Annotated in this window: 21 protein-coding genes and 1 tRNA gene; 5 read left to right on the forward strand and 17 right to left on the reverse strand. The window is 34.2% G+C overall.

Annotated elements, in window-relative coordinates; all coding sequences use genetic code 11:
• Positions 1-111: 111 nt before the first annotated feature.
• The 3 genes from ABYI63_RS01565 (at position 112) to ABYI63_RS01575 (ending at position 2,663) form a co-directional block, all read left to right on the forward strand.
• A tRNA-Ala gene (locus tag ABYI63_RS01565) sits at positions 112-185 on the forward strand.
• Between the two features lie 389 nt (positions 186-574).
• Positions 575-1,978: a sensor histidine kinase gene (locus ABYI63_RS01570; RefSeq protein WP_372752710.1), complete on the forward strand. Its 1,404-nt coding sequence runs from the start codon at positions 575-577 to the stop codon at positions 1,976-1,978.
• Positions 1,953-2,663 (forward strand): response regulator transcription factor, encoded by a 711-nt coding sequence (locus ABYI63_RS01575; RefSeq protein WP_372752712.1) that lies wholly within the window; start codon positions 1,953-1,955, stop codon positions 2,661-2,663. The genes ABYI63_RS01570 and ABYI63_RS01575 overlap by 26 nt, the downstream gene beginning before the upstream one ends.
• 199 nt (positions 2,664-2,862) lie before the next feature.
• Here ABYI63_RS01575 and ABYI63_RS01580 read toward each other — a convergent pair whose 3' ends face one another.
• Positions 2,863-6,903, reverse strand: a complete 4,041-nt coding sequence (locus tag ABYI63_RS01580; protein ID WP_372752714.1) for a choice-of-anchor J domain-containing protein — start codon at positions 6,901-6,903, stop codon at positions 2,863-2,865.
• A 211-nt stretch (positions 6,904-7,114) separates the two neighbouring features.
• Here ABYI63_RS01580 and ABYI63_RS01585 point away from each other — a divergent pair, with 211 nt between their 5' ends.
• Complete coding sequence (locus ABYI63_RS01585; RefSeq protein WP_372752716.1) at positions 7,115-8,698, forward strand: T9SS type A sorting domain-containing protein; 1,584 nt, start codon at positions 7,115-7,117, stop codon at positions 8,696-8,698.
• 138 nt (positions 8,699-8,836) lie between these two features.
• Here ABYI63_RS01585 and ABYI63_RS01590 read toward each other — a convergent pair whose 3' ends face one another.
• The 11 genes from ABYI63_RS01590 to nifH are packed head-to-tail and all read right to left on the reverse strand — an operon-like array spanning position 8,837 to position 19,915.
• Positions 8,837-9,946: a hypothetical protein gene (locus tag ABYI63_RS01590; RefSeq protein ID WP_372752718.1), complete on the reverse strand. Its 1,110-nt coding sequence runs from the start codon at positions 9,944-9,946 to the stop codon at positions 8,837-8,839.
• An 11-nt stretch (positions 9,947-9,957) separates the two neighbouring features.
• Positions 9,958-10,686, reverse strand: coding sequence for a sulfite exporter TauE/SafE family protein (locus ABYI63_RS01595; RefSeq protein WP_372752720.1), 729 nt, complete (start codon positions 10,684-10,686; stop codon positions 9,958-9,960).
• Positions 10,687-10,738: 52 nt separating this feature from the next.
• A complete protein-coding gene (locus ABYI63_RS01600) occupies positions 10,739-11,047 on the reverse strand; it encodes a ferredoxin (RefSeq protein ID WP_372752722.1) in 309 nt (102 codons plus the stop codon).
• 50 nt (positions 11,048-11,097) lie between these two features.
• A complete protein-coding gene (locus ABYI63_RS01605) occupies positions 11,098-12,369 on the reverse strand; it encodes a NifB/NifX family molybdenum-iron cluster-binding protein (RefSeq protein WP_372752724.1) in 1,272 nt (423 codons plus the stop codon).
• A 45-nt stretch (positions 12,370-12,414) separates the two neighbouring features.
• A complete protein-coding gene (locus ABYI63_RS01610) occupies positions 12,415-13,788 on the reverse strand; it encodes a nitrogenase component 1 (protein WP_372752726.1) in 1,374 nt (457 codons plus the stop codon).
• Positions 13,789-13,804: 16 nt separating this feature from the next.
• Positions 13,805-15,136, reverse strand: coding sequence for a nitrogenase iron-molybdenum cofactor biosynthesis protein NifE (gene nifE / locus ABYI63_RS01615; RefSeq protein WP_372752728.1), 1,332 nt, complete (start codon positions 15,134-15,136; stop codon positions 13,805-13,807).
• A 60-nt stretch (positions 15,137-15,196) separates the two neighbouring features.
• A complete protein-coding gene (nifK, locus tag ABYI63_RS01620) occupies positions 15,197-16,579 on the reverse strand; it encodes a nitrogenase molybdenum-iron protein subunit beta (protein WP_372752730.1) in 1,383 nt (460 codons plus the stop codon).
• Positions 16,580-16,632: 53 nt separating this feature from the next.
• Positions 16,633-18,264, reverse strand: coding sequence for a nitrogenase molybdenum-iron protein alpha chain (nifD, locus tag ABYI63_RS01625; RefSeq protein WP_372752732.1), 1,632 nt, complete (start codon positions 18,262-18,264; stop codon positions 16,633-16,635).
• An 18-nt stretch (positions 18,265-18,282) separates the two neighbouring features.
• Positions 18,283-18,660, reverse strand: coding sequence for a P-II family nitrogen regulator (locus tag ABYI63_RS01630; protein ID WP_372752734.1), 378 nt, complete (start codon positions 18,658-18,660; stop codon positions 18,283-18,285).
• Positions 18,661-18,672: 12 nt separating this feature from the next.
• The gene (locus ABYI63_RS01635) at positions 18,673-18,999 is read right to left on the reverse strand and encodes a P-II family nitrogen regulator (protein WP_372752736.1); all 327 of its coding nucleotides are present in this window, start codon (positions 18,997-18,999) and stop codon (positions 18,673-18,675) included.
• A gap of 37 nt (positions 19,000-19,036) precedes the next feature.
• On the reverse strand, positions 19,037-19,915 hold the full coding sequence (nifH, locus tag ABYI63_RS01640) for a nitrogenase iron protein (protein WP_372752946.1): 879 nt from the start codon (positions 19,913-19,915) through the stop codon (positions 19,037-19,039).
• A gap of 333 nt (positions 19,916-20,248) precedes the next feature.
• On the opposite strand from nifH, the gene ABYI63_RS01645 reads away from it, so the two are divergent.
• Positions 20,249-21,856, forward strand: a complete 1,608-nt coding sequence (locus ABYI63_RS01645; protein WP_372752738.1) for a sigma-54 interaction domain-containing protein — start codon at positions 20,249-20,251, stop codon at positions 21,854-21,856.
• Between the two features lie 45 nt (positions 21,857-21,901).
• On the opposite strand, the gene ABYI63_RS01650 is transcribed toward ABYI63_RS01645, so the two are convergent.
• From ABYI63_RS01650 to ABYI63_RS01670, 5 genes are all read right to left on the reverse strand, one after another.
• Entirely contained in the window at positions 21,902-22,678 is a 777-nt protein-coding gene (locus tag ABYI63_RS01650; protein WP_372752740.1) for a DUF2490 domain-containing protein, read from the reverse strand.
• A gap of 127 nt (positions 22,679-22,805) precedes the next feature.
• A complete protein-coding gene (locus ABYI63_RS01655; RefSeq protein ID WP_372752742.1) occupies positions 22,806-23,195 on the reverse strand; it encodes a hypothetical protein in 390 nt (129 codons plus the stop codon).
• A gap of 5 nt (positions 23,196-23,200) precedes the next feature.
• Positions 23,201-23,494, reverse strand: coding sequence for a hypothetical protein (locus ABYI63_RS01660; RefSeq protein ID WP_372752744.1), 294 nt, complete (start codon positions 23,492-23,494; stop codon positions 23,201-23,203).
• A 4-nt stretch (positions 23,495-23,498) separates the two neighbouring features.
• On the reverse strand, positions 23,499-23,717 hold the full coding sequence (locus ABYI63_RS01665; RefSeq protein WP_372752746.1) for a hypothetical protein: 219 nt from the start codon (positions 23,715-23,717) through the stop codon (positions 23,499-23,501).
• Positions 23,718-23,729: 12 nt separating this feature from the next.
• Positions 23,730-24,125, reverse strand: coding sequence for a hypothetical protein (locus ABYI63_RS01670; RefSeq protein ID WP_372752748.1), 396 nt, complete (start codon positions 24,123-24,125; stop codon positions 23,730-23,732).
• Positions 24,126-24,147: the final 22 nt, after the last annotated feature.

Here is a 24,147-nt window from a genome sequence, read left to right on the forward strand (position 1 = left end):
AGAAGAAAAAGAGGGTTTTTTATGAAAAAATGGGAGAAAAACCAGATTTATAAAAAAGATTTTAACAGTAGCTTACCTGTTTTAGTGTTAAGCGAATTAAAATAATTAAATGGGGATGTAGCTCAGTTGGCTAGAGTGCTTGACTGGCAGTCAAGAGGTCGGCGGTTCGAGCCCGCTCTTCTCCACTTTAAAAAAGGGTTGCAGAAATGTAGCCCTTTTTTGTTTTTAAATACAATTTGTATAAAAAGTATTGTTGTTTTTATAAGTTTTTAAACTTATAAAAGACCTAAGTAACTGTTAAATAAAAAATTTGAAAAGCAACAACTTCTTTGTAGTTAATTTAAGGTGTAAACTTTCAAGAGGCAAAAAATGAATTATAATTCAATAATTGTAAGGAGTAAAAGCAGAGTAGCCATTGAATGCTAATTAAAAACCCTCCCAGTCCTATCCAATTAATAATAAAGGCAATAATGACTTTTTATTTTTTATTTTTGGAACAGATGTTATCGGTTAATATTAGGTTAATAATATAAATAATGAAGCAATTTATATGGTTTTATGATACTTTAACTTTATGCAAATAAAATCAAGATTACTTATTGTTGGAGCTATTATTTCTTTAATTGCTTTAAGCACTCTACAAGGTTATTTAACCTTCAATACCTACGACCTAAGGAAACATAAGTTTGCCGTTGAATCGCGATCTAAAATAGGAAGTATTGTTAACACTCCTTATGTAGATTCTCTTTCTTGGGATTATAGAATGGATTTTGTAAAAAAAATTCCTGAATATAGGAATGGAAAAATAACAAAAGAACAATTGGTTTTAGAACTAGAAAATGCAGCTAAAGCCAGGAACGGTAAATTCCTTGAATACTTTAAACAAGGAGCAAATCATTTTGATTTAGAAGAGAATATTTATTTTAAAAAAGTTGCATCTTCTATTCAACTTATTTATGAAAATGGAGAAACAGATGACATTATTATTGAGAGTGATAATAATCCGTCGTTCTTAATTGGTACCGACTTTCCCATGGAAGAAGGTTTAATAATTAACGCCTGGAACTGGAGTTTTGATGAAGAATTTATTAACAATAATTTAGAAAAGGAAATAGTAGTAATTAAGTATCGCGCCACCTTGTATATGAAGATTGACGATTGGGATAGAATCATCTTCAAACAACTGATGCTACTATTTTTTATTGCCTTTTTGTTATTTGTATTTGTTATTTCACTAGTTACCTATTCCATTAGGAATTTGTTAAAATTAAAACGTATTTCAGAAATTAAAACAGATTTTATTAATAATATCACACATGAGTTAAAGACGCCTTTAGCTACCTTATCAATAGCTATAAAAACCTTGTCATCAAAGTATGCTAAAGACAATAACGATATAGCCCAGGTCTCCATCGACACTATAAATCGGCAAAATTTACGTTTACAAAATTTAATTGATCAAGTAGTTGATAATAGTTTAGGGTATAACGACATTATACTCAATCTTGAACCAATTAATCTCTCTGATTTTATAAATGAAATTTGTGATGATTTTTCTTTAACACTATCAAATAATATTCAGTTTTTACGATCCATTGAAAACACAACTACCCAAGTGAAAGTTGATAAATTTTATTTGAGTACTGCCATTATAAATATTCTAAACAATGCGGTTAAATTTGAAGGTACCGTTTTAAAAGTAGCCTACTCTATTAAAAAAGACATCCATATAATTTCAATTTCCGATAATGGAATAGGTATATCTAAAAAAAATAAAAAACTTATCTTTGGTAAGTTCTTTCGTGTTAGTGAAAAGGATACGCATAATTATAAGGGTTTAGGTTTAGGTCTTTATTATTGTAGCGAAATAATTAAAGCTCACAAAGGAACAATAGAAGTGGAAAGTAATGAAAATGAAGGCTCAACATTCTATATAAAAATTCCTTCAAATAATGACAAAAAGAATCTTGTTGGCTGATGATGATATTGATTTCGGCACAACTTTAAAACAGTATTTAGAACTAAATAAGTTTGAAGTTATTTGGGCTAAAGACGGTGCCGAGGCTTTAGATTTGTTTAAAATGCACTCTTTTGATATTTGTATCATCGATGTGATGATGCCCAAACTAGACGGATTCAAATTAGCAAAAAAACTAACTAAAAAAAACCCCGAAACACCTTTTCTTTTTGTAACGGCGAGAAAAACTAAAGAAGATCGTATAAGAGGTTTGAGTTTAGGAGCAGACGATTATATTTCTAAACCTTTTGAAGTAGAAGAGCTTATTTTACGAATAAATAATATTATAAAAAGAACGGAACAACAACAAACCATTTCTCTAGACCATCTAAAAAATGAATTAATCCATATTGGAAATTATTTGTTTGATATTGATAATCTTACCTTAACTTTTGGTAATACAAGTTTTAAAATAACTGAAAAAGAGGCTCAACTTATATTCTTCTTATATAGTAACAAAAACAAGCTTTTGCAACGAGATGATATTCTTGAAAACGTTTGGGGACATAGTAATTTCTTTTCTGGACGAAGTATGGATGTTTTTATTTCAAGGTTACGAAAACTATTTAAGGAGGATAAAAATATTAGTATAAATAGTGTAAGAGGCGTGGGTTTTGAGTTTAAAATAGAATCACATAATAATTAGGGTGCAGTTTTAGTTTAACTCTTTTTAAAGGTATCGCTTTTAACGGATTCTTTTAATATGGATTAATGGTTTTTGAAAGGCCGTAAGTTACCAGTTATAAAAAGAATTAACTGTTTTAATAAAAAAAGCCAGAACATTTATATGTTCTGGCTTACTTTTATCTAGTTAAAAAATGGTCTACTTAATTTAGTATTATAAATCAGTTCTTCACAAACTTTTTAACGGCACTATTTCCTTTATCGTCTACTATGTTCACAAAGTACATTCCACTTTTTAGGGTAGATACATCTATGCTGCTAGTATTCGTGTTTTGGGTTAAAATACGCTTACCATTAATACTAAAAATTGTGATTTTTTGGATATCATACCCAGTTATACTTAAAGTGTTTTTAACCGGGTTTGGGTAAATGGTAACTGAACTTTTAAAATCAAAGTCTTTAGTACTTAAAGCTGGGTTATCTTCATAGGTGAAATTATCAATGTATAAATAATCGAAGGTAGTAGCTGCATTGTACTTAAACGCTATATATTCGTCTGAACCTGTATAGCTTTCAAAAGAAATAATTTTCTCTTCCCAAGTATCATCAGGTAAATCAGCATCAAGATATGTTTTGTACGATGTAAATGTAGATGGATCTAGAGGATTTGTAATCGTACCTACTTCTAAACCGCCATTATTATCATCGTATACATGAAAAATAATACGTTTGGTATTATCCAAATCAGATAACATAGGAGTAATTAAATAAATGCCTGAATTTTCATCATTTCCACTATATAACCTTACACTAACTGTGCCTTCCTGAGCTTGAACTGTACTATATCTTACATAAGGACTGGTTGAAATTGGGTCGATTATGCTAGACCAACAAGGTTCTATTTCTGAGTTATTTGCAAATCCTTCAAAACTCTCTGAGAATGGTGCAGATTTAGGAGAACATAATGTTGTAAAGTTAATTGGTCCCATCCATGGGCTGTTGCCATTAGTACCGCAATTCGCTCTTACATAAATTTCATAGGAGGTATTTGCTGTAAGACTATTGTAATGAGCATTCGAAGTGTTGGATGCTGTGGTTGTTCCTGCTTCTGGAGTTCCCGTTCCTGCCAATTGTACTACATATTCCCATTCTGTTTGGCTACCTACAAAATCCCAACTTACTTCAGCGGAAGTGGCCGTGATATTTTCAGCACTAATGTTGTATACTTCAGCACAGGCTGGTTGATCGGTAATAGTAACATCGTCAATATAAAATGAAATACCAGAAGCAATTCCGGCACTGTGTTTTAAAACTACATATTCATCACTACTTGCTGGTAGATTAACAAAATATTTAATATTTGCGCCCGATGTGCCTCCGGTAGTAACAGGTACGGCAACTATTTCTTTAAATGTATTTGCATCTAAAGGATCACTCATTGTGCCCACAATAATACTGGCTTCAATATTTTCATTAGATTTTCTTGCATAATATTCCAACCTATGGGAGCCATCATTTGCAACAGTGTTTTGTGGCAAGATTAACAATATGTTGGCGTTAGAATCATTTCCTGTATTCATAATTATGGTATTCGTTCCCGAATTGGCATAAGAAGAAAAATTACTTACTTGAACGAGTGGAGATCCTGTTGAAGTTATATTTTTAGACCAACAAAAAGGAAATGCTCCGTTGGAATACGTATCAAAATTTTCGGTAAAGCCACTATTTAAAGGAGCGCAAGCTGTTCTAAATTCAAAAGGACCAAACCATACACTTTTTCCTGTGCCATCGCTTCCTGCTGCATCACAATTTGCTCTTGCGAATACTCTATAGATACTGTTTGGAACTATTGCTAAACCGTCTGTATCTGTAGTGATATTGGACACGGAAAGGTTAGATGTAGTTGCAGTTGGCTGAATGTTCGGATCAAAATTTAAACTTGTTTTTTTAATAATATATTCCCATTCTGTTTGTGTTTGGTAATCTAAAATTAAATTTAAATCAAAATTTACATCTTCGATATTCGTTGCCGTAACATCCAAAATACTTAAACAAGACGGTTGCGTTGTAACCTCAATATTATCTAAATATATCGTTTTATTATAAGTAGAAGTCGTTTCTGGTTTAAACGCTAAGTAATTATGGGTAGCATTAAATGGAATATTGACATAATAAAGCGAATAATTATTAGTGTTGTTTGATGAATTTGATAAGATAAAAGAAGATAATTCTACGAAAGTTGCTTCATCATTTGGGTCCGACATAAGGCCAACTTTAAAACTGTTATCATCTCCGGTAGAAGTGTTAATCTTTGCGGCAAATTCAATTCGGTGATTTCCATCAGCTATGATGGTGCTTTTTGGAGATATCAAATAGAAAGTATCGTCGTTATTTAATGAAATTTCGAAATAGTTTTCAGATGAATAAGCTAATGAAGCACTAGTATTTACTTTTGTGTTTGGTAAGGTTCCGGTTGAAGATACAATTGTTGACCAGCAATATGGTGTAGCCAATTCATCTGGAAGCGTATCAAAATTTTCAGAAAAATCATCGGTTGTTTCAGCACAATTGGTTCTTAACTCAAAAGGGCCAAACCATTCGCTAAAGCCGGTGCCTTCGCTGCCTTCTGCTTCACAATTTGCTCTAGCATAAACAATATATGGACTGTTTGGATTGATTGGATTGGCATCAGAATCCATTGTTAAACTAGTACTTAGTGTGGTGCTAACAATTTTTGTTTCTGTATCGGGGTTGTAGGCTAAACCTGTTTGTTTTACTGTTAATTCCCATTGTGTTTGGGTTTGCGTATCCAAGGTTAGATTGAGATTAAATGCGTTGGATGTAATATCACTAGCAGTAATGTCAAGTATTTGATAACATGAAGGTTGACTTATTACATTCACATCATCCAAATAAACTGTTTTATTTGAGCTGGAAGTTGTTTCAACTTTAAAAGCTAAATATTTGTAAGATGCATTTAATGCTATATTAATAGCATAAAGTGAATAGTTATTTGTGTTCTCTGAACTATCAGTTAACTCAAATGACGATAACTCAAGAAAGGTAGCTTCATCAGAGGAATCCGTCATTAAACCTACTTTTAGAGTTATTGTTTCAGATCCAAGATAACTACTCTTTGCAGCAAACTCAATTCGATGGTTGCCATCAGCAATAATGTTACTTTCAGGAGAAACTAGATAGACCAAATCATCATTGGTTAACGAAGATATTTCATAATAATTATTTCCTTGGTAAGCACTAAAAGAACTTGTATTTACTTTTGTTTTCGGAACTGATCCCGTTGTTGATATAATGGTGTTCCAGCAGTAAGGAGTTTCCAATTCATCAGGCATGGACTCAAAATTTTCAGAAAAATCGTCAATTGCTGAACATTCTGTTCTAAAAGAAAAAGGACCACTCCATGCGCTGAAATCGCCTCCAGAACAATCTGCTCTTAAATAATATTCATAAGCCGTATTTTCAGTTAGTAAGGTTGCAGTATAAGGTTTTGAAATATTGGACTCGGTTGGTGAACCTGTAGGCGTAAAACCTGCCTGACCAAGTTCTATGTCCCAAGCACTTTCACTACCTCCAATGGTCCAATTTAAACTAGCAGTAGTAGTTGTAATATTAGATGTGTTTCCATCTGTAGGAACAGGGCATGTTTGTGTAATACCTCCCAAAATAATATTTGGTATGTATGCATCTAGTCCGGAGGAGAAAACATTTGGAGGAGATGCTGGGTCAGGATTTACTGAGAAACTTTTGTAAGCCATCGTTCGCGTGCCTGATACAGGTGTGTTATGAAAGTCGTCCGCCGAATTGTCACTTCCAGTCATATTCTCATCAACAGCAACTATTAAATTGTCTGTTCCGTTGTATGCAAAGGGTGTTTGAAACGTTATAGTTACCCAACCTACGCCGGCAGATACATCGATTCCTCCAGAATATACTTGGGTTAAATTTGCTAACGGCTCCCAATCACTAGTACTATTAAACGCATCCTTAGTGGTATGGCCTAAATAAATAGTCAAGTCTTGGCTATTAGGTAATAATGTTGTGCCACTAAAATACCATTGTAAACTTGTGATGTTTCCAGAAGCGTTTATTTCAGGAGCTAAATAAATGCTTTGCGTGTAAGAGTAAACATTTGATGGATCAAATGGTGCATCTTGAAATTGGTTCGTGTCTGTGCCAATTTGCACTTGTGCAAATGAGCATAAATAAAATAATGATAAAATTAAAAAGTAAATTTTTTTCATAAAAAAGGCTTTGGTTAGTATCTTTTAAAGAGGTAAAATAATATTTGTTTTCTGTAAATTTTAATGACAATATTCTTTTACTACGTAAACTTATGGAGATAGGTTTAAAAAACAATAGTAACAAAGGTTAACGATAAGTTAATGATAATAAAACAAATAAAAAATACGCCTTTTATTTTACGATATTTGTGATAATCAAAAAATATAAATTATGGCTAAAAAACTACTATTAATCTTTACCGTACTATTGTTCCAAACAATAAGTGCACAGACTGATGAGGCAAATGGGGCTACGCCCATAAGTGCTTCTACTACATATATTTGTGAAAATGAGAAAACGGGCGATTTTATGGGGTTTACAAGATCATTGGAGTTTACTTGTGGCGAGTCGAATGGTTGGATTGACTCTTGGTATGCATTTACACCAACAGAAACAAAAGTATATTCAATAGAAATTGAAGCTTTAAACGGAAGTAGTCTGGATGTTAGAATAGGTATTTTTTCTGGTACTCCAGGAAGTCTTGTTAGCCAAACAGGGTGTTCAACCAGATATTACAGTGCACAATTAACGAGTGGACAAACTTATTATATTAATACCAGAGGAGCTTCAGCGAGTACACAATACAGATTATGTGTATATCCTTTTCCTAATCCACCTTCAAATGATGAACCATTAAATGCCGTTAATGTGTTAGAATCGACGTTTGATGTTTGTGAAAATCCAACAAGAGGTTATACAACTAGCGCTACCCATTCTACCGAGGCTATCTGTAGTTCAAGTAATAGTGATGTTTGGTACCGTTTTACTCCAAACGAAACGGCGGAATATACTTTTAAAACTACACATGTAAATGGTAATGCTCCATTATCTATTGCTGTATATAGTGGAACACCGGGGTATTTAAATCCATTATCAGAAGATTATCCATCGCCTACAGCTCATTGTCAAGATATTGTATTAGCAGATTTGTTAGCAGATCAAACGTACTACATTAGTGTAACATCTGCATCGTCGTCACGAGCCATTTATTTTGATTTATGTGCTTATAAATCGCCACCACCACCATCAAATGATGATTGTTCAACGCCATTGGCATTAACTGTAGGAGCAACTTTTGAAGACAGCTATATTGTTGCTACAAACACATCGGCATCGGTAAATGCAACAAATTCAAATTTCCCTACTTGTGGAACCTTAGATTTTTCAACACGTGGTAGAGACGTTTGGTTTACCGTAGTGGTTCCAGCTTCAGGAAATTTCACTATAGAAACACGTGTAGAGCCAACGGAAAGAAATATGTATGATACTGCGATGGAAACTTATACGGGATCCTGTGGTACAACTACTTTAGAGCCTTTTTATTACTTTTTGCCACCTCCAAATGCCACAGAAGCTTATTGTAATGACCAATTTGTTATTGGTGGTAATTCATTTGCAGGTATTTCGTTTACAAATAAAACACCAGGAGAATTAGTATATGTTAGAGTTTGGGCTTGGTCTTTACAACACGGAAAGTTCAGGATTGGAGCATATGATGCAACTTTAAATGTTAATTCATTTGACCTTAATAATTTTAATTATTATCCAAACCCAGTTAATGATATTATTAACGTTAAGTATAATAAGAACATTAATAATATAACCATTCATGATATTTTAGGTAAAGTTGTTTTGCAAAAAGACGCAAATGAGCAATTAGTACCTATTAATGTTTCTAAACTAGATTCAGGGATGTACATAGCAACGGTTAAGTCTGGTAGTGAGATAACAAACTTTAAGTTCGTTAAAAAATAAATTCAAATTGATGCTATATTGTTCTTATTGAATTAAATAGGAACAATATTAATAAAAGGTAGTAATTTTAAATTACTGCCTTTTATTTTTATAAAGGTTTTTATTTTAAAAATTTTAATAGGATAAAAAGTTTAAAGTTTAATGGTCAAAATAAATTTGCATTAAATCCATTTCATTTAAAGATCTTTTTAATGAAGTTGAATGTTGTTTAACCACATTTAAAATCTTCTGCATTTTATAATCATCTATAGAAAGATTTTTTTCTGAAAAAAAATGATTAATTGAAGCCCTGCCAGAATGCTTCCCGAAACAAAACCCAGGATTTTTTTGTCCGAAATCTAGCGGATTGATAAATTGATATGATGCCCTATTTTTTATGATAGCTGATGTGTGAATTCCAGATTCGTGGGTATATACTTTTTTCCCAATTAACGGTTTATTGGTTGCTAATTTTACCCTAGAATTGTAGGCAACGTATTTACAAAGTTTCGAAATAATTTTAGAGTTATAGGACGTGTTATTTTCCTTATAAATGAAGTAGGCTATAAGTTCCTCTAGTACCGAGTTGCCAGCTCTTTCACCTAAACCATTCACCGTTGCGCTTAAACATTTAGCGCCAGATTTATAGGCGGTAATGGCATTTGCAGTACCCATTCCTAAATCATTATGTCCGTGAAACTCAAATTCCATAGTTGGAAAACTATCTGTTAAATCCAAAAACAATGCTTGAATATCCAGAGGGCTTGAAATACCCACCGTATCTGCAATTCTAACACGGTTGGCACCACTCTCTTGAGCAAAGTAAATATATTCTTTTAAAAAATTGATATCAGCTCTTGTGGCATCCTGAGCACCAACGGTAACATGATTAAAGTAATTAGCCGCATATTTAGTTGTTTTTTTTAACTCTGTAAGTACCCAATCTTTGGATTTCGCTAAGGTTTCAATTTGAATGTTGGATACGGGCAATGAAATATTTATAGATGTGGTGTTAAGGGATGTAGCTTCCTTAATGTCATGTAAATTAGCACGACACCAACTTGATGTTTTATAAGAAAAACCTTGGGATGCGATATCTTTAATGATTAATTTTTCGTCATTACTAATTGCAGGTGTGCCTATTTCAACTTCATTTACACCTAACTCATCGAGCATTGATGCAATATGCATTTTTTCATTTTTAGAGAAAACTACGCCAGGTGCTTGTTCACCATCTCGTAAGGTTGTGTCTATAAGGTAAGGTGTCATAATCGGTGTTTTTAGATGAAAAATAATTTTATACTTGCCATGAATAGAACGGATGCTAAAAGATAACGTAAAGAGATTTCCGAAAACTTAAAACTTCCAGACCAAGATCCAAGAAAGCCGCCTATAAGTGCTACAACTATCCAAGGAACGATGGTTGGTGATAATTGAACGCCAGAATTAATTGTACCCAGTAACCCCGTGACTGAGTTTAACCATATAAACCCTGCTGAAACCGCTGCCGCTTCTTTTAAATTGGCCCAACCAAAAACAATTAATAACGGACTTAATATGATACCGCCACCAATGCCTATCATTCCAGAAAAAAAGCCTACAATAGCACCAACCATCATTGCGATTACAAAATTGGGTGTTTTGGATTCTTGGGTGCTTTTATTTTTAACCTGAATTAACATTCTGCTGACGGCAATTAAAAGACAAACACCTAGTGAAACTTTGTAAAATGTAGGATCAACCGATAGTTTAGCACCAAAATAAGCCGCTGGCATTGAAGCTAAAACAAAAGGAAGCAGGATTTTCCAATTAAAAAATCCGCCTTTATAATAGCTGTAAAAGGCAATTCCAGCAACAAATAGATTAAGGGTTAATGCCGAAGATTTCATTAATACGGTTTCAATTCCAAACATAGCCATTAAGGCTAAATAACCACTTGCTCCACCATGACCAATGGATGCATACAGAAAGGCTATGACAAAAAGCGAAATCAAAAAAATAGGATCCATAGGTTAAAAATTTAAATTGTTAGATGTTTTTAGTAAAATTTCATAACGGTTTTTAATCTGTGATTAAATAGGAATTGACAGCTTTGTTTTCTTCCAAAGCATCTAAAATTTCATCAATTTTATCTTCATCTGTAATGCCACCGTACCAATAATTATTTGGTTGCACAATAATTACCGGGCCTTGCGGACAAATATTTAAACAGGCTGTGGTAGTAACAGCAACATCCAATCCGCGATCTGCCGATTCTTCAGAAATGTATTGTATTAAATCTGTTGATCCTCTTTTAAGGCAGGTACCTTTAGCTTCGCCTACCATTCTGTAGGAGTTGCATAGTAATATTAAATAATCTGGCTTTTTCATTTTTAAAATTGTTTAGAGTAATTATGTAGTTTTATAAAAATAGGATACCATTATCCGCAGCCCATAGCGTTACCACCACAGCTACTTCCACATTTTGATAAGGTGGTTTTAAGTACAGCTTTAAGTTTTTTTCCTTTATAAACGGCATCAAGGCCATCGTCAATTAATCCAGACATTTCAACTACTGCAATGCCTACTTTTTGAAGTAAATCTACGGGTCGTGCACCAACGCCATTTACAAGAATGTAGGAGCAATCGTTTAAAGTTTTGGCAAGGTTTATCCAGCGTAAATCGCCTTCTCCTTTTGCTGGTGCTTTACGTTTTTCAACCAATTCGTAATCTGTTTCAGTTTGTTTATATATTAAAAAATCGGTTGCTTCCCCTAGATGTTTATTTATCATTAAACCTTCATAACTAGCCACGGCAACATGTGGTTTTGTATTATCTATTGCGGTTGGCATGGCAGCGCATTCATCAATTAGTTTAAAGGCACTGGTGTCATCTTTTCCTAACATGCCTGCGGCATCAGCTCTACATCGAGCACAATGTGTCATTGGTTTTATGTATTTGTGAATGGAGCGAACAATGTTTCTTACCATTTCACCCGTTGGTTTTTCAAAATCGGCCATATCGCTTCCTTCGGTAGGAATTAATGGAATGCAATTCATAGTTGAAGCTCCTAGTTCACTTACTATTTTAGCGACTTCTTCTATTTCAGTGTCATTTACACCTGGGATAATTACAGTGTTTACTTTTACAACAATCCCTTTTGCTACCAGTGCTTTTAAGGCTTCACCTTGTTGACTAAGCATTAATTTAGCAGCTTCTATACCACGGTACATTTTTTTATTGAAGCGTGCCCAATTATAAATCTTTTCCAGAGTTTCTAATCTGAAACTGTTAATGGTTAGGGTAACGTGCGTTACGTTTAATGTGGCTATTTCATCAACATATGGTAAAATATTAAGGCCGTTTGAAGACAGACAAAATATTCTATCTGGAAATTCATTTTTTATAAGTCTTATAGATTCTAAGGTTTTTTCTGGTTCAGCAAAGGCATCACCAGGGCCTGCAATTCCTATAGTTGATACGTTTTTTATTTTTTGTGAAATGGCTCTCATATAGTTAAGCGCCTGAAAAGGTTTTAAAACGGAGCTTGTTACACCCGGTCTGCTTTCGTTTACACAATCGTATTTTCTGTTGCAATAACCACATTGAACATTACATTGAGGTGCTACTGGAATATGAATTCTAGCATATTTTAATTTCGCTTCTTTGTCGAAACAAGGATGTATTTTATTTAAAGTTGTTGAATTTTCCATGTTCTTGTTTTTTAGTGATTATTTACATTTTTGTTCTTTTTTTGGCTACATGTATTTGTATCCAACAGGTGAATGATCCTGCATTTGTTGAATAAGGGTGTTCGCTATCAAATCAAACAATGCTTGTGTGCCTTCGTAACCAATGTGTTTAATTCGTGATCCGCCCAATCGGTCATGAATGGGGAAGCCTACTCTTGCCAACGGAATACCAAGTTCGCGTGCTATGTAATAGCCTTTACTGTTTCCTATTAATATGTCTGGTTTTAGTTCTTTACAGGTTTCTGCAATTTCTTCAAAATCAAAATTGTCATGAATTTGAATGTCTGATTTTGGTTTTACTTTTTCTAGAATGGTTTTTCTCAATAATCCGCTATTTCCACCTGAAGCGCATAACACCGTTTCAATGCCTATTTCCTCTAAAAAAGCAATCATTGCCACAACAAAATCTTCTTCACCATAAACCACGGCTTTTTTTCCAAACACATATTTATGACCATCAACATAGGCATCAATAAGTTTTCCGCGTTGTTTGGTGTATTTTTCGGGAGTTTTTTTAGATGTTAATGCTTCTAAAGCACTGAAAAAGGCATCAGTAGCTTTTATGCCTATCGGGATGTTTAGGTTTATGCGAGGCACATCAAAAGTTGTTTCTAGATATTCAGCAGCCGATTCTGTTTGTGGGTTCGATTTGTTTAAAATATACCCAAATTCTATAGATGCTTTTGAGCAACCGGTTTGCTGTAATTCTGTTAAGGTTGTTCCGCCTTTTGGAAGTTTTTCATATTCCCCGGTATATTCATTATCCAAAATATCGGAATAATCAGGAGTCATAATCGCATGAATAGATACTTCGGCTAAAATTTCTTTTAAATGATGTAAATCGGCTGGCGATAAAAATCCAGGAAACATATTAACGCTAAAAGTTCTTTCCCCAATACTAGCAAATGATTTTACCAAAGAGGTTACCGTATCATGAAATCCATTCATGTGTGTTCCCATGAAACTTGGGGTATTCACAAAAACTAATTCTGGAATGCTAGCATCGTGTTCCGTTTTGTATCTGTGAATTATTTTACGCATATCATCACCAATTACTTCACTTAAACAGGTTGTGGCAATTCCAATAATTTTAGGATTGTACTGTTTGGTGACATTTTCTATAGCAATGAATAAGTTTTTTTCGCCTCCGAAAATGGCCGTTTCTTCTGAAAAATTTGTGGAAGCAATATCAACAGGTTCTTTGTAATGGCTTATTAAATAGCGTCTTATGTAAGTTGCGCATCCCTGCGACCCGTGAATAAGTGGCACGCAGCCTTCAATACCTTTAAAAACAATACTAGACCCTAATGGTGTACACACTTTACAAGCATTACGTGTGGATGTAAAGGCTTTTTCTTTTATGTTGGTTTCGTTTTCCATGATAAGGCGTATTATTTTACTTTTTAGTGAATTGAAATACAGGACTCATAGCAGTTGCATAAATTTCTTTAGCAAAATTTAGCATGCCTTCATAACCAGCTAATGCTAGTTTTCGCTCGTGATTATGATCGCAAAAACCCAATCCTAATTTGTAAGCAATGGGTCTTTCTTTCACACCACCAATTAAAATATCGGCGTTGGTTCTTTTAACTAATTGCGTTAATTCTAGTGGGTTTGTGTCATCAACAAGAATAGTACCTTCATCACTAAGGTTTTTCATGGTTAAGTAATCTTCTTTATTGCCTGTTTGCGAACCAACTACAACGGTTTTTACACCTACCATACGCAATGCTTTTATAAGTGAAATGGCTTTAAATGCGCCACCTACATAAATAGCTGCTTTTTTGCCTTTTAAGGCTTTTTTATAGAATTCTAGTTTGGGTAATAAATCGCTGACTTCATTTCTAACGAGGTCGATGGCTTTATCCATCATTTCTTGGTTGTTGAAAAAACGAGCTACTCCGTATAGGGCATCGGACATATCTTCAATCCCGAAATAAGAAACCCGCATATTGGGGATTTGATATTTTTTTTCCATTTGAACGGCAAGGTTGCTCATGGACCCAGAACATTGCACAATATTTAAAGCGGCTTTATGCGATTGACGAATAGCATCAACCCGACCATCGCCTGTAATAGTTGCCACAATGTGAACACCCATTTTTTCGTAATAATCGCGTAATAAATAAAGTTCTCCGGCTAAGTTGAAGTCGCCAATAATATTGATACTGTTTGGAATAGTTTCATCGGTTCCTTTTGTGCCAACAAGTTTCATAAGCGAGTCGCAGGCCACTTTGTAACCATCTTTTTTAGTGCCAGCAAAACCAGGGGCTTGCACCGTAATAACATCAATGCCAGTAATTTTTGTAACTTCTTTACAGACACTTTCAACGTCGTCGCCAATTAAATCGACAATACAGGTTGAGTATACAAAAGCGGCTTTGGGGTTATATGCAGCAATTAATTCAATAAGTGCGTTTTTTAAGGTTTTTTCACCTCCAAAAACCACTTGTTGCTCCTTTATATCTGTTGAAAAACTGAGTCGGTGAATTTGTGGCCCCGATGATAAGGCACCACGAATATCCCAAGTATAAGCAGCACATCCAATAGGGCCGTGAACCAAATGAAGCGCATCTGCAATGGGATAGAGAACAACCCTAGACCCGCAAAATACACAAGCACGTTGGCTTACGGATCCTGCAAGACTAGATTTGTCACAACTTAATTCATGAGAATCTGTTCCCTTAGTCAATACCTGATTTTGTCTGCCTTTAAGTATAGATTCCATGTGTTTTGATTTTAATTTATTAATTCATTTTTTCTTGATTAGTAGATACTCAATCAGGTGTTACATTACTAATTCAAATTCAGATTCCGAGGCTTCTAAATCTTGTTTATCCATGAAAAGATCTAAGATTTTTTCTAGAATTCTGATGCCTCCCATATATCCTAATGTGGGGAAGTAAGAGTGACCTACACGATCTAGAATTGGGAATCCCATTCTTAAAAACGGTGTATTTTCATCTCTGGAAATATATTTACCATAGGTGTTTCCAATTAGTAAATCGACACCTTCATTTTTAATCCATTGGTGTAATAAGTACATATCTGCTCCCTGTCCGTTTTGGAATTTAGCTTCTGGTACTATGGGTAGTAACATGTCTTCTAGTTTTTGGTGCATTTTTTTTCCAGGGGTTCCAGAAACGATATAAACGGGTTTCATATTCATATCTAAAAGGAATTCAACAAGAGGAATTAATTGATCCGGATCTCCCCATAAAGCCACACGTTTTCCATGTAAATACTGTTGCATATCGGTAATCATATCAACTAATTTTCCGCGTTCTGTGGTGATGGCATCAGGAATTGATACTTCAGCAAGTTTTGAAAGTTGCATGATAAACCGATCGGTAGCTCGAACACCAATAGGTAATTCGGTAACTTCATAAGGTACTTTACACTTGTTTTCTAATTTAATGGCGGCATCTTCGGTAGCCCATTTACCAAAAGCCAATGTTGCTTTGCTATCACCAGTGGCAATTAAATCTGGTACTTTGGTGCCTCCCTTTGGGTACATTTCGTAGCTACCAGTTTGAGGTGTGTCAACCACATCGGAAGTGTCAGGGAAAAGTGTGAATTTGGCACCCATAAGGTTCGCTATTCTTTTTACTTCTTTCATGTCTGAAGGTTCAACCCAACCAGAAATGAGATTCACTTTGTCATTTTTAGTACCTGTAGCTTTTGAAAACCCATTTACTATTCCTGTAACCATATTGGCATAACCCGTTACATGCGACCCAACATAACTTGGGGTGTTGCAGTGTATAACATATTTGCCTTCTGGGATTTTACCGCCATCTCTTGCTTTTTCAATAATTTGAGTAAGGTCGTCACCAATAGTTTCTGATAAACAAGTTGAGTGTACTGCGATAACATCTGGCTCATAAATAGTAAAAATGTTTTCTATAGCTTGTAATAAGTTTGATTGTCCGCCAAATACGGAAGATCCTTCTGTAAATGAGCTTGTTGCAGCCATAATTGGTTCTTTGTAATGGCGTGTAAGTGCACTTCTATGATAAGAACAACACCCTTGAGAACCATGGCTATGTGGTAAACAACCGTGAACTCCCAATGCGGCGTACATAGCGCCAACAGGTTGACACGTTTTTGCTGGATTAATGGTTAAAGATGTTCTTTCTTTTATTTCTTCTGAAGTATGTCTTAGTAACATAATATCTCTAATTTAAGTTTGTAAATTGTTTTTTGAATGGGCTTGAATACGGCTTAGCAAGCTGAATTGGCCATTTTTGCTACCAACTCTGGTTGATTTTTCCATGGAGGTGGTATTAATCCCCAAATTTTGGTATTCACCATTTTGTCAATGTCTTTGTAAAAATTAATGGCGCCTTTAAAACCAGCATACGGCCCACCATAATCGTAACTATGAAGTTGTTTTAATGGCACTCCAAATTTTTGGATAACGTATTTTTCTTTGATACCGGCACCAATAATATCTGGTTTGTAGTATTCAATAAGTTTTTCGGTTTCCCAATGCGAAATGTCATCAATAACCAAACTGTTTTTTTCCATATCTGGCATCATACCGTCGTATTCACTAAATCCGAACCCTTCACTTTCAAGGGCGGTTTTTCTATCAACCAAATCTTGTCTCCAAAATGATTCATCTTTAGTAATATCTAGTTCTTCAATATTTCTACTATCGGCATCAATTTTAATGCTGTCAATTACTTTTCTACCTTCATAATCATCACGGTGACCAAACTCGTAACCTGCGGAAATGGTGCGCATTCCAATCTCTCCAAATAATTCTTGGTAGTGATGTGCTCTGGATCCACCAACGTACATCATGCATAGTTTACCAGTGGTTCTGGTTTTTACATCTTCAATGGTAGCTTGCACTTCTAACATTTCGCGTGCAATTATTTCTTCAGTTTTAGCAATTAACTCATCATCTTCAAAATATTTTGCAATTTTTCGTAATGATTTAGCGGTAGCATCGGCACCAATAAAGTTTATTTTAATCCATGGAATGCCATGTTTTTTTTCAAGCATTTCAGCAATATAATTGATGGATCTGTGGCACATTACCGCATTTAAATCGGCCATATGTGCATTTTCAAATTGATGAATACTTGAGTTTCCACTAAAGGTTGAAACCAATGTGATACCCATTTCTTCAAAATATTTTTCAAGAACAAAGGAATCGCCACCAATGTTATATTCTCCAAGAAGATTTAATTTGAATTTTCCACCTGGATCCGTATTATTTAATCCAACTACGTGTTTGAAAATGCCATTGTTCGCAATATGGTGACCGGCCGATTGACTTACACCTTTATAACCTTCACAACTAAACCCGAAGATGTTAATGCCTAATTCTTCTTTCATTTTTCTTGAAACCGCATGAACATCATCTCCAATTAATCCAATAGGACAAGTTGAAAACACGCCAATGGCATGTGGTTTGAAAATCTCGTAAGCTTCACGAATGGCTTCTTCCAATTTTTTTTCACCACCAAAAACGATGTTGGTGTCCTGCATATCGGTAGAAAAGCAGTAGTTCATATAGTTTTCGCCGTCTACACCAGCATCTGTTTGGTTTCTTCTGGTAAGCCAAGCGTAAAATGAGCATCCAATTGGCCCGTGTACAATATTGATGATATCGCGTGTTGGGCCTAATATTACGCCTTTACAACCTGCATAACAACAACCTCTTTGTGTAATAATACCAGGTATAGTTCGAATATTTGATTGAATTTCTTGGTCTATTTCCGGATCATTAGAAACTAAAGATTTTGCTCTTTTCTTTGCTACTTTGCTAGGGTATTTATGTAATATTTCTTCGATTAAATCGGATGCATCGGGAAATGGTGTGTTTTTATTATCTGTAGACATATTTATTTGTTTTAACTGTTAATCTAATACACTATCGCCAGATTCGCCGGTACGAATACTTATGGCTTCTGAGTTAGGAAGCACAAATATTTTACCGTCGCCAGGTGCATCTGTTCTGTTGGCGTTCATAATTTCTTGAACGGCCGTTTTCACTTTAGAATCTGGTACAGTAAGTGTAATCATTCGGTGTAGTCGTAGTCTTGGTTCTGGACCTAAAAGGGCTATGGCTTCTGGTTGATTGTTTTTAACACCTTCCATAACCTCTGCATCCCATTTTCCTTTACCACGCCCATACACTTGGCCTGTTGCTGTAAAAGAAGGTAGTCCTGCTTTAGATAGTGCCTCTTTTGTGCGGTTCATTGTGTGAATTCGTAGTATAGCTATAATCGTCTTCATGCTTTTTAAATTTTATAGTTCTTTGGTGCCACGACTAATTGTATAGGCTTCTTCTACGGCGCTAACAAATATTTTACCATCTCCAAAGGCACCTTTTTCTCCGGTGCGTGCTGAATCAATAATGGTTCTTGTAGCAAAATCTTTGTCTTCGTCTTTAACAACGATCATTAATAGTTCTTTAGGAATTTCGTCGTAGGTTATATCCCCAATTTTAATACCTCTTTGTTTTCCGCGCCCCACTACAGGTACTTTTGTTACAGCTACATAACCAGCTTCAAACAAAGCTTTAATAACTACAGGAGATTTCTCGGATCTTATAATGGCTCTAATTAATTGCATAGTGATAATTTTTAAATGATAAGTGAGTGTTTAATTTTTAATTTAAAATGCCGTATTCGATAAGTAATCCTTCAAGTTCTTCTATTTCAAGAGGCGTTGGAACTACAAATAATTTATTTTGATCAATTTTTCGAGCAAGCGTTCTATATTCATCTGCTTGAGGATGTTCTGGAGCATATTCAATAACTGTTTTTCTGTGGATTTCCGCTTTTTGAACCATGTTATCACGTGGTACAAAATGAATCATTTGGGTACCTAATTTTTTAGCTAATTCCTCAATCATTTGTTGCTCGTTATCAACCAAACGACTGTTACAAATAAGACCTCCTAACCGAACGGCACCCGCTTGCGCAAACTTTACAATACCTTTACAAATATTGTTTGCAGCATACATAGCCATCATTTCACCAGAAACAACAATGTAAATTTCTTCGGCTTTACCATCTCGAATTGGCATGGCAAATCCACCGCAAACCACATCTCCTAATACATCATAAAATGCATAGTCTAATGCTTTATCTTCATCATAGGCACCCAATTGCTCCAACATGTTTATAGATGTGATAATTCCACGACCTGCGCATCCAACACCTGGTTCTGGGCCACCAGATTCTGTACAGCTTGTATTACCATAACCTGGTTTTACAATATCGTCGAATACAACATCTTCTCCTTCTTCTCTTAAAGTGTCTAGTACTGTTTTTTGAGCTAAACCTCCTAATAGCAGTCTGGTTGAATCGGCTTTAGGATCGCATCCAACTACCATTATTTTTTTACCCATTTCGGCCAAACCAGCCACTGTGTTTTGTGTTGTGGTAGATTTTCCGATACCACCTTTTCCGTAAATTGCTATTTTTCTCATAATGAATTTATTAAATGAATATTTGACTTTCCAATTTTCATTTACTGTGCCAATAAAAATTGTAATAAGAAAAACTTGGACAAAAAACGGGTGTAACAAATTGTATTTCAAAAAGTTATAAAAATTGTTTTTTGTTTGGGGTAATAATTTCCTAAAGAATGAAGTTTACATAAATGTAAAAGTTTATAGCCTGTTTTACATTTATGTATAAAAATCAAGTTTGAATTATAATCATTAAATATTCTAAATTGATAAATAAAAAATCGAACTATCTAATTATTGTTAATAAAAATTCTAAATAAGGCTTATTTTGTTGAAAATAATGTATTTAGTAAATTTTACTTTTTATCTTTGATGATGAAGTTCAACCAAAGCATTTAGTATCCAATGTCTAGTACATTAAATAGTACGATAAAAGATGGTTTTAAAAGCCATTATTGCCACAAGGCCGGTAGGTTCTGCAAGGGTGATACCGAATTGCCGCTATTATTTGAAATTAGTACCATGATAAATAATAGTAGGTTTATTAAGGATTCGATGGGAACTATCATGGAATTGATTGGGAAATATCTGGATGCCGAACGTTGTATGCTAACCATCCTAAATAGAGAGGTTTCTAAAATCTTAATAGAAGCGTCTTATGGGGTTTCCTATGACGATAAAAAAGAAGCACGTTATTTAATAGGAGAGGGAATTACAGGAAATGTTGTTAAAACGGGTAAACCAATTTATATTGATAAAATTGATGGGGCTCAAGGTTTTGTAAATAAAACCAAAATGGACCTACAAACAAAAAGCAAAAAAGATATTTCTTTCATTATTGTGCCTATAAAAGTAGATTTTGAAACAGTTGGTACGTTAAGTATTTCTAGAGTTTATGACGAAAGAGTAAATAAAGATGAACTGATTCGTATACTTTTAGTTATAGGCTCTATGATTGGTCAGGCGGTTCGTGCTAGACAAGACCGAATGGAGGAAATTGAACGTTTGAAAAATGAAAATAAGGAATTACATTTAGAATTAGAAAACAGGTTTTCTTATGAAAATATTGTTGGTAACTGCTTTAAAATAAAAGAAGTTTTTAAGCAAATAGAGCAAGTTTCAAAAACACAAGCCACCGTGTTAATAAGAGGTGAAAGTGGTGTAGGTAAAGAATTAATTGCCGATGCGATTCATTACAAAAGTGACCGAGCTTCTAAACCTTTTATAAAAGTAAATTGTGCTGCATTGCCCGAAACTCTTATTGAAAGTGAATTATTTGGGCATGAAAAAGGTGCTTTTACAGGTGCTTCTGAAGCAAAAAAAGGCCGGTTTGAATTAGCTGATGGGGGTTCCATTTTTATAGATGAAATAGGGGAGTTATCGGCACCATTACAAATTAAACTTTTAAGAGTTCTACAAGAAAAACAGTTTGAACGTTTAGGAAGTTCCAAAACAATTGATTGCAATGTTAGAATTATTACTGCAACAAATAGAAATCTAGAAAATGCTATTGTAGAGGAAAAATTTAGGGAAGATTTGTATTATCGCCTTAATGTGTTTCCAATTTATATGCCGGCACTGCGTGAACGATTAAATGACATTCCGCTTTTAGCAGACCACTTTATCCAAAAAGCAAATACTAAAAACGGAACTAATATTAAAAGGATATCTTCTTCAGCACTCGATGCACTTATGATTTACCATTGGCCCGGGAATATCAGGGAATTAGAAAATTGTATTGAGCGTGCTGCCATTATTAGTACAGACCAAGTAATTCGTATTGAAAATTTACCGCCAACGCTACAAACAGCCCAATCTACAAGTACTTTTAGTAAAGGAACTCTAGATGTAATTGTTGAAAAGGTTGAGAAACAGCTTATTATAGATTGCCTAACTTTTGAAAAAGGAAATGTTATGCGAGCTTCAAAAGAACTGGGAATTTCCAATCGTAAACTTGGACTACGAATTGAGAAATATGGTATAGATGTGGCGAAATATAAAGCTAACAAATAAAAAGTAACAAGGTTGCATTATCCGATTTTTAGCGGTTTATATAAATTAAGATTCTCGTAATATGCCATCAATAGAATTCTTCTTTTTGTATAAATCGATGTCGTAGCTTAGTGTAACATGTAAAATATTGTTAGATATAAACGTGGTAGGATTAGTTTTGAAATAGCATTTGCCATAACCAACCCAAGCTTTTGAATTACTAAATAATTGGTAGCCCAATAATGCTGCAAAATTGTTTTGATCAAAGTCAGGTTCTTTTAAACCCGTTCCAAATCTAATTCGGGTTTCATTTGAAATTCTTCCGTAAATAATTTTATCATTTTTCATTTTTAGTAAATTGGTTGTAATTTCTAGACGATACCTAATTCTTTGACCATATGAAACGCCTTCGATTTTGTATTCATCATTGGAATTTAAGGCAACAATATCTTTAAACCGTTGTTCAAAAATAAAACGGTGACACAATTTTGTATCTCCCATGGCTGAGGTTATAACTAAATTTTGCCAAATTCTGTTTTCTTGTTTTGTTATTGGAGCATGCAATTGTCCGCTTGGATAAAGTGTGCCAAGTAAATAACCAACACCAAAGCATATATTTTTATTTAATTTATAATTAACACCAGTTTCAATAACAACATATTGGTGTTGTTGCAAAAAATCAACGGTCCGAAAATGTAAACGGTTTCCAATCGAAATGGTTTCAGAAAATTTAACATTATTGGTGAGAGTAAACCAGACACCCTGATCTTTATAAACGGTTATTTGGCTGTAGCTTTTTATAATACAGCCAATTGCAATAATAAAAATTAGTGGCCTTCTCATTTTATTAAATGCTTATTAAGGGTTTATTTATAAAAAATGGGCAGATTACTCCAAAAATCCAGTTGGAATTCTATAAGTACACTTGTAGTTTTATTTAAAAAATGAGCCTTTGGCTACGGTAACATATTTAATTAACAGGTAGGCATATATTATGCGCCATATTGCTAATTTCAATAACAGCACTTTTCAAATCTGTTAAATCCTCTTCTGAAGGTTTTGTGGTGTAATATTTTTCAATAGAGCATATAGATTGTATATTTTCATATTTTAAAATACGCGATTTAAGTGTTGCATCTATAGGAATTACAGATTCCAAAGCATTCATCAAATCTGTATAAGTATGATTATGTGGTAAACTTTTATGATAATCTAAAATGGCCATCGAATAGGCTTCAAACGACATAGACACTAAGTTATACCTAATTTCTGCGCCAAACCTACTTTTGGTACCGTAGGCTTTTAAATATTGATCTCCTTCTTGTAACCAGGTTTTCCAGTTGAGTTTCTTATTTGCCATGTTTGTTATATAAATTGTAGTTCTACTGCTTCGTTTTTTTGAGCTAATTTGAAATCCCCTTTAAGGGTAAGTGTACATTTCTGTTGTTTACAGGCATTTGAAAGTTCTTTAAAAAGCGTTTCTTTTTCGTTACAATCTTCGTGAAAGTGACAGAAAAAATGGGTGGATTTTGAGTCGTCAAATTGCATGATAAATGCTGTGTAATCAGGAAACACCAAATCGTCGTAGGCGTATGCAATTTCCAGGCCTGTGGCTGCTTCAATTATTAATCGTACTTTTTCTAAATCTCTATATTCCATAATTTTATAATATTAAAAACCATATTCTTAATTGTTGGTATGTTTCAGCCTGTTCATACGTTTGGCATTTTACCAATTCCATATTTATGGCATCTTCAAATTCTGTTTCATTAAAGTTCAGTTTTGCCAATAATTTTTCTTTTGAGAGGTCAGTGCAAGCATTTCTAAGTTCTTCACTTTCACTTGCTATTTTAACGAATTCAATGGCTTTACTAATTGACATGTTTTTTTGGTATTAATGGCATGATGCACACGAACCCAAGTTGCAAGAACTGCTACAGCTGGAAGTGTTAAACTGGATTTGTCCGGTAAATGGTTCTAATTCATTTTTTAAAAATAGCGCTATATTTTCTTCAAGATCTTTACTTTTAGATTTGTAGGTAAGCAAACCACTTTCTTTAAATAGCCTTAAGGCCAAAAAAGGCATATGGCTTGTTATGATGGTATATATTCCTTTTTGTTTGAGGGCTAAACTTAGGTTATCTTCTAGATTGCTTATTTCTTTGGTTTTAATCCATTTATAGCTATTATTAAGGCTGTTATATATACAGGCATATTCTGTATTATGAAAGCCTTTGGCTAGTTTATTTTTACCATTATCTAAATCTGTTACAGGGATAATTACATTCATAAATATAGATTTTAGTTAAACT

Origin of the sequence: Mariniflexile sp., assembly GCF_041583155.1 — a bacterium.
GTDB lineage: Bacteria > Bacteroidota > Bacteroidia > Flavobacteriales > Flavobacteriaceae > Mariniflexile.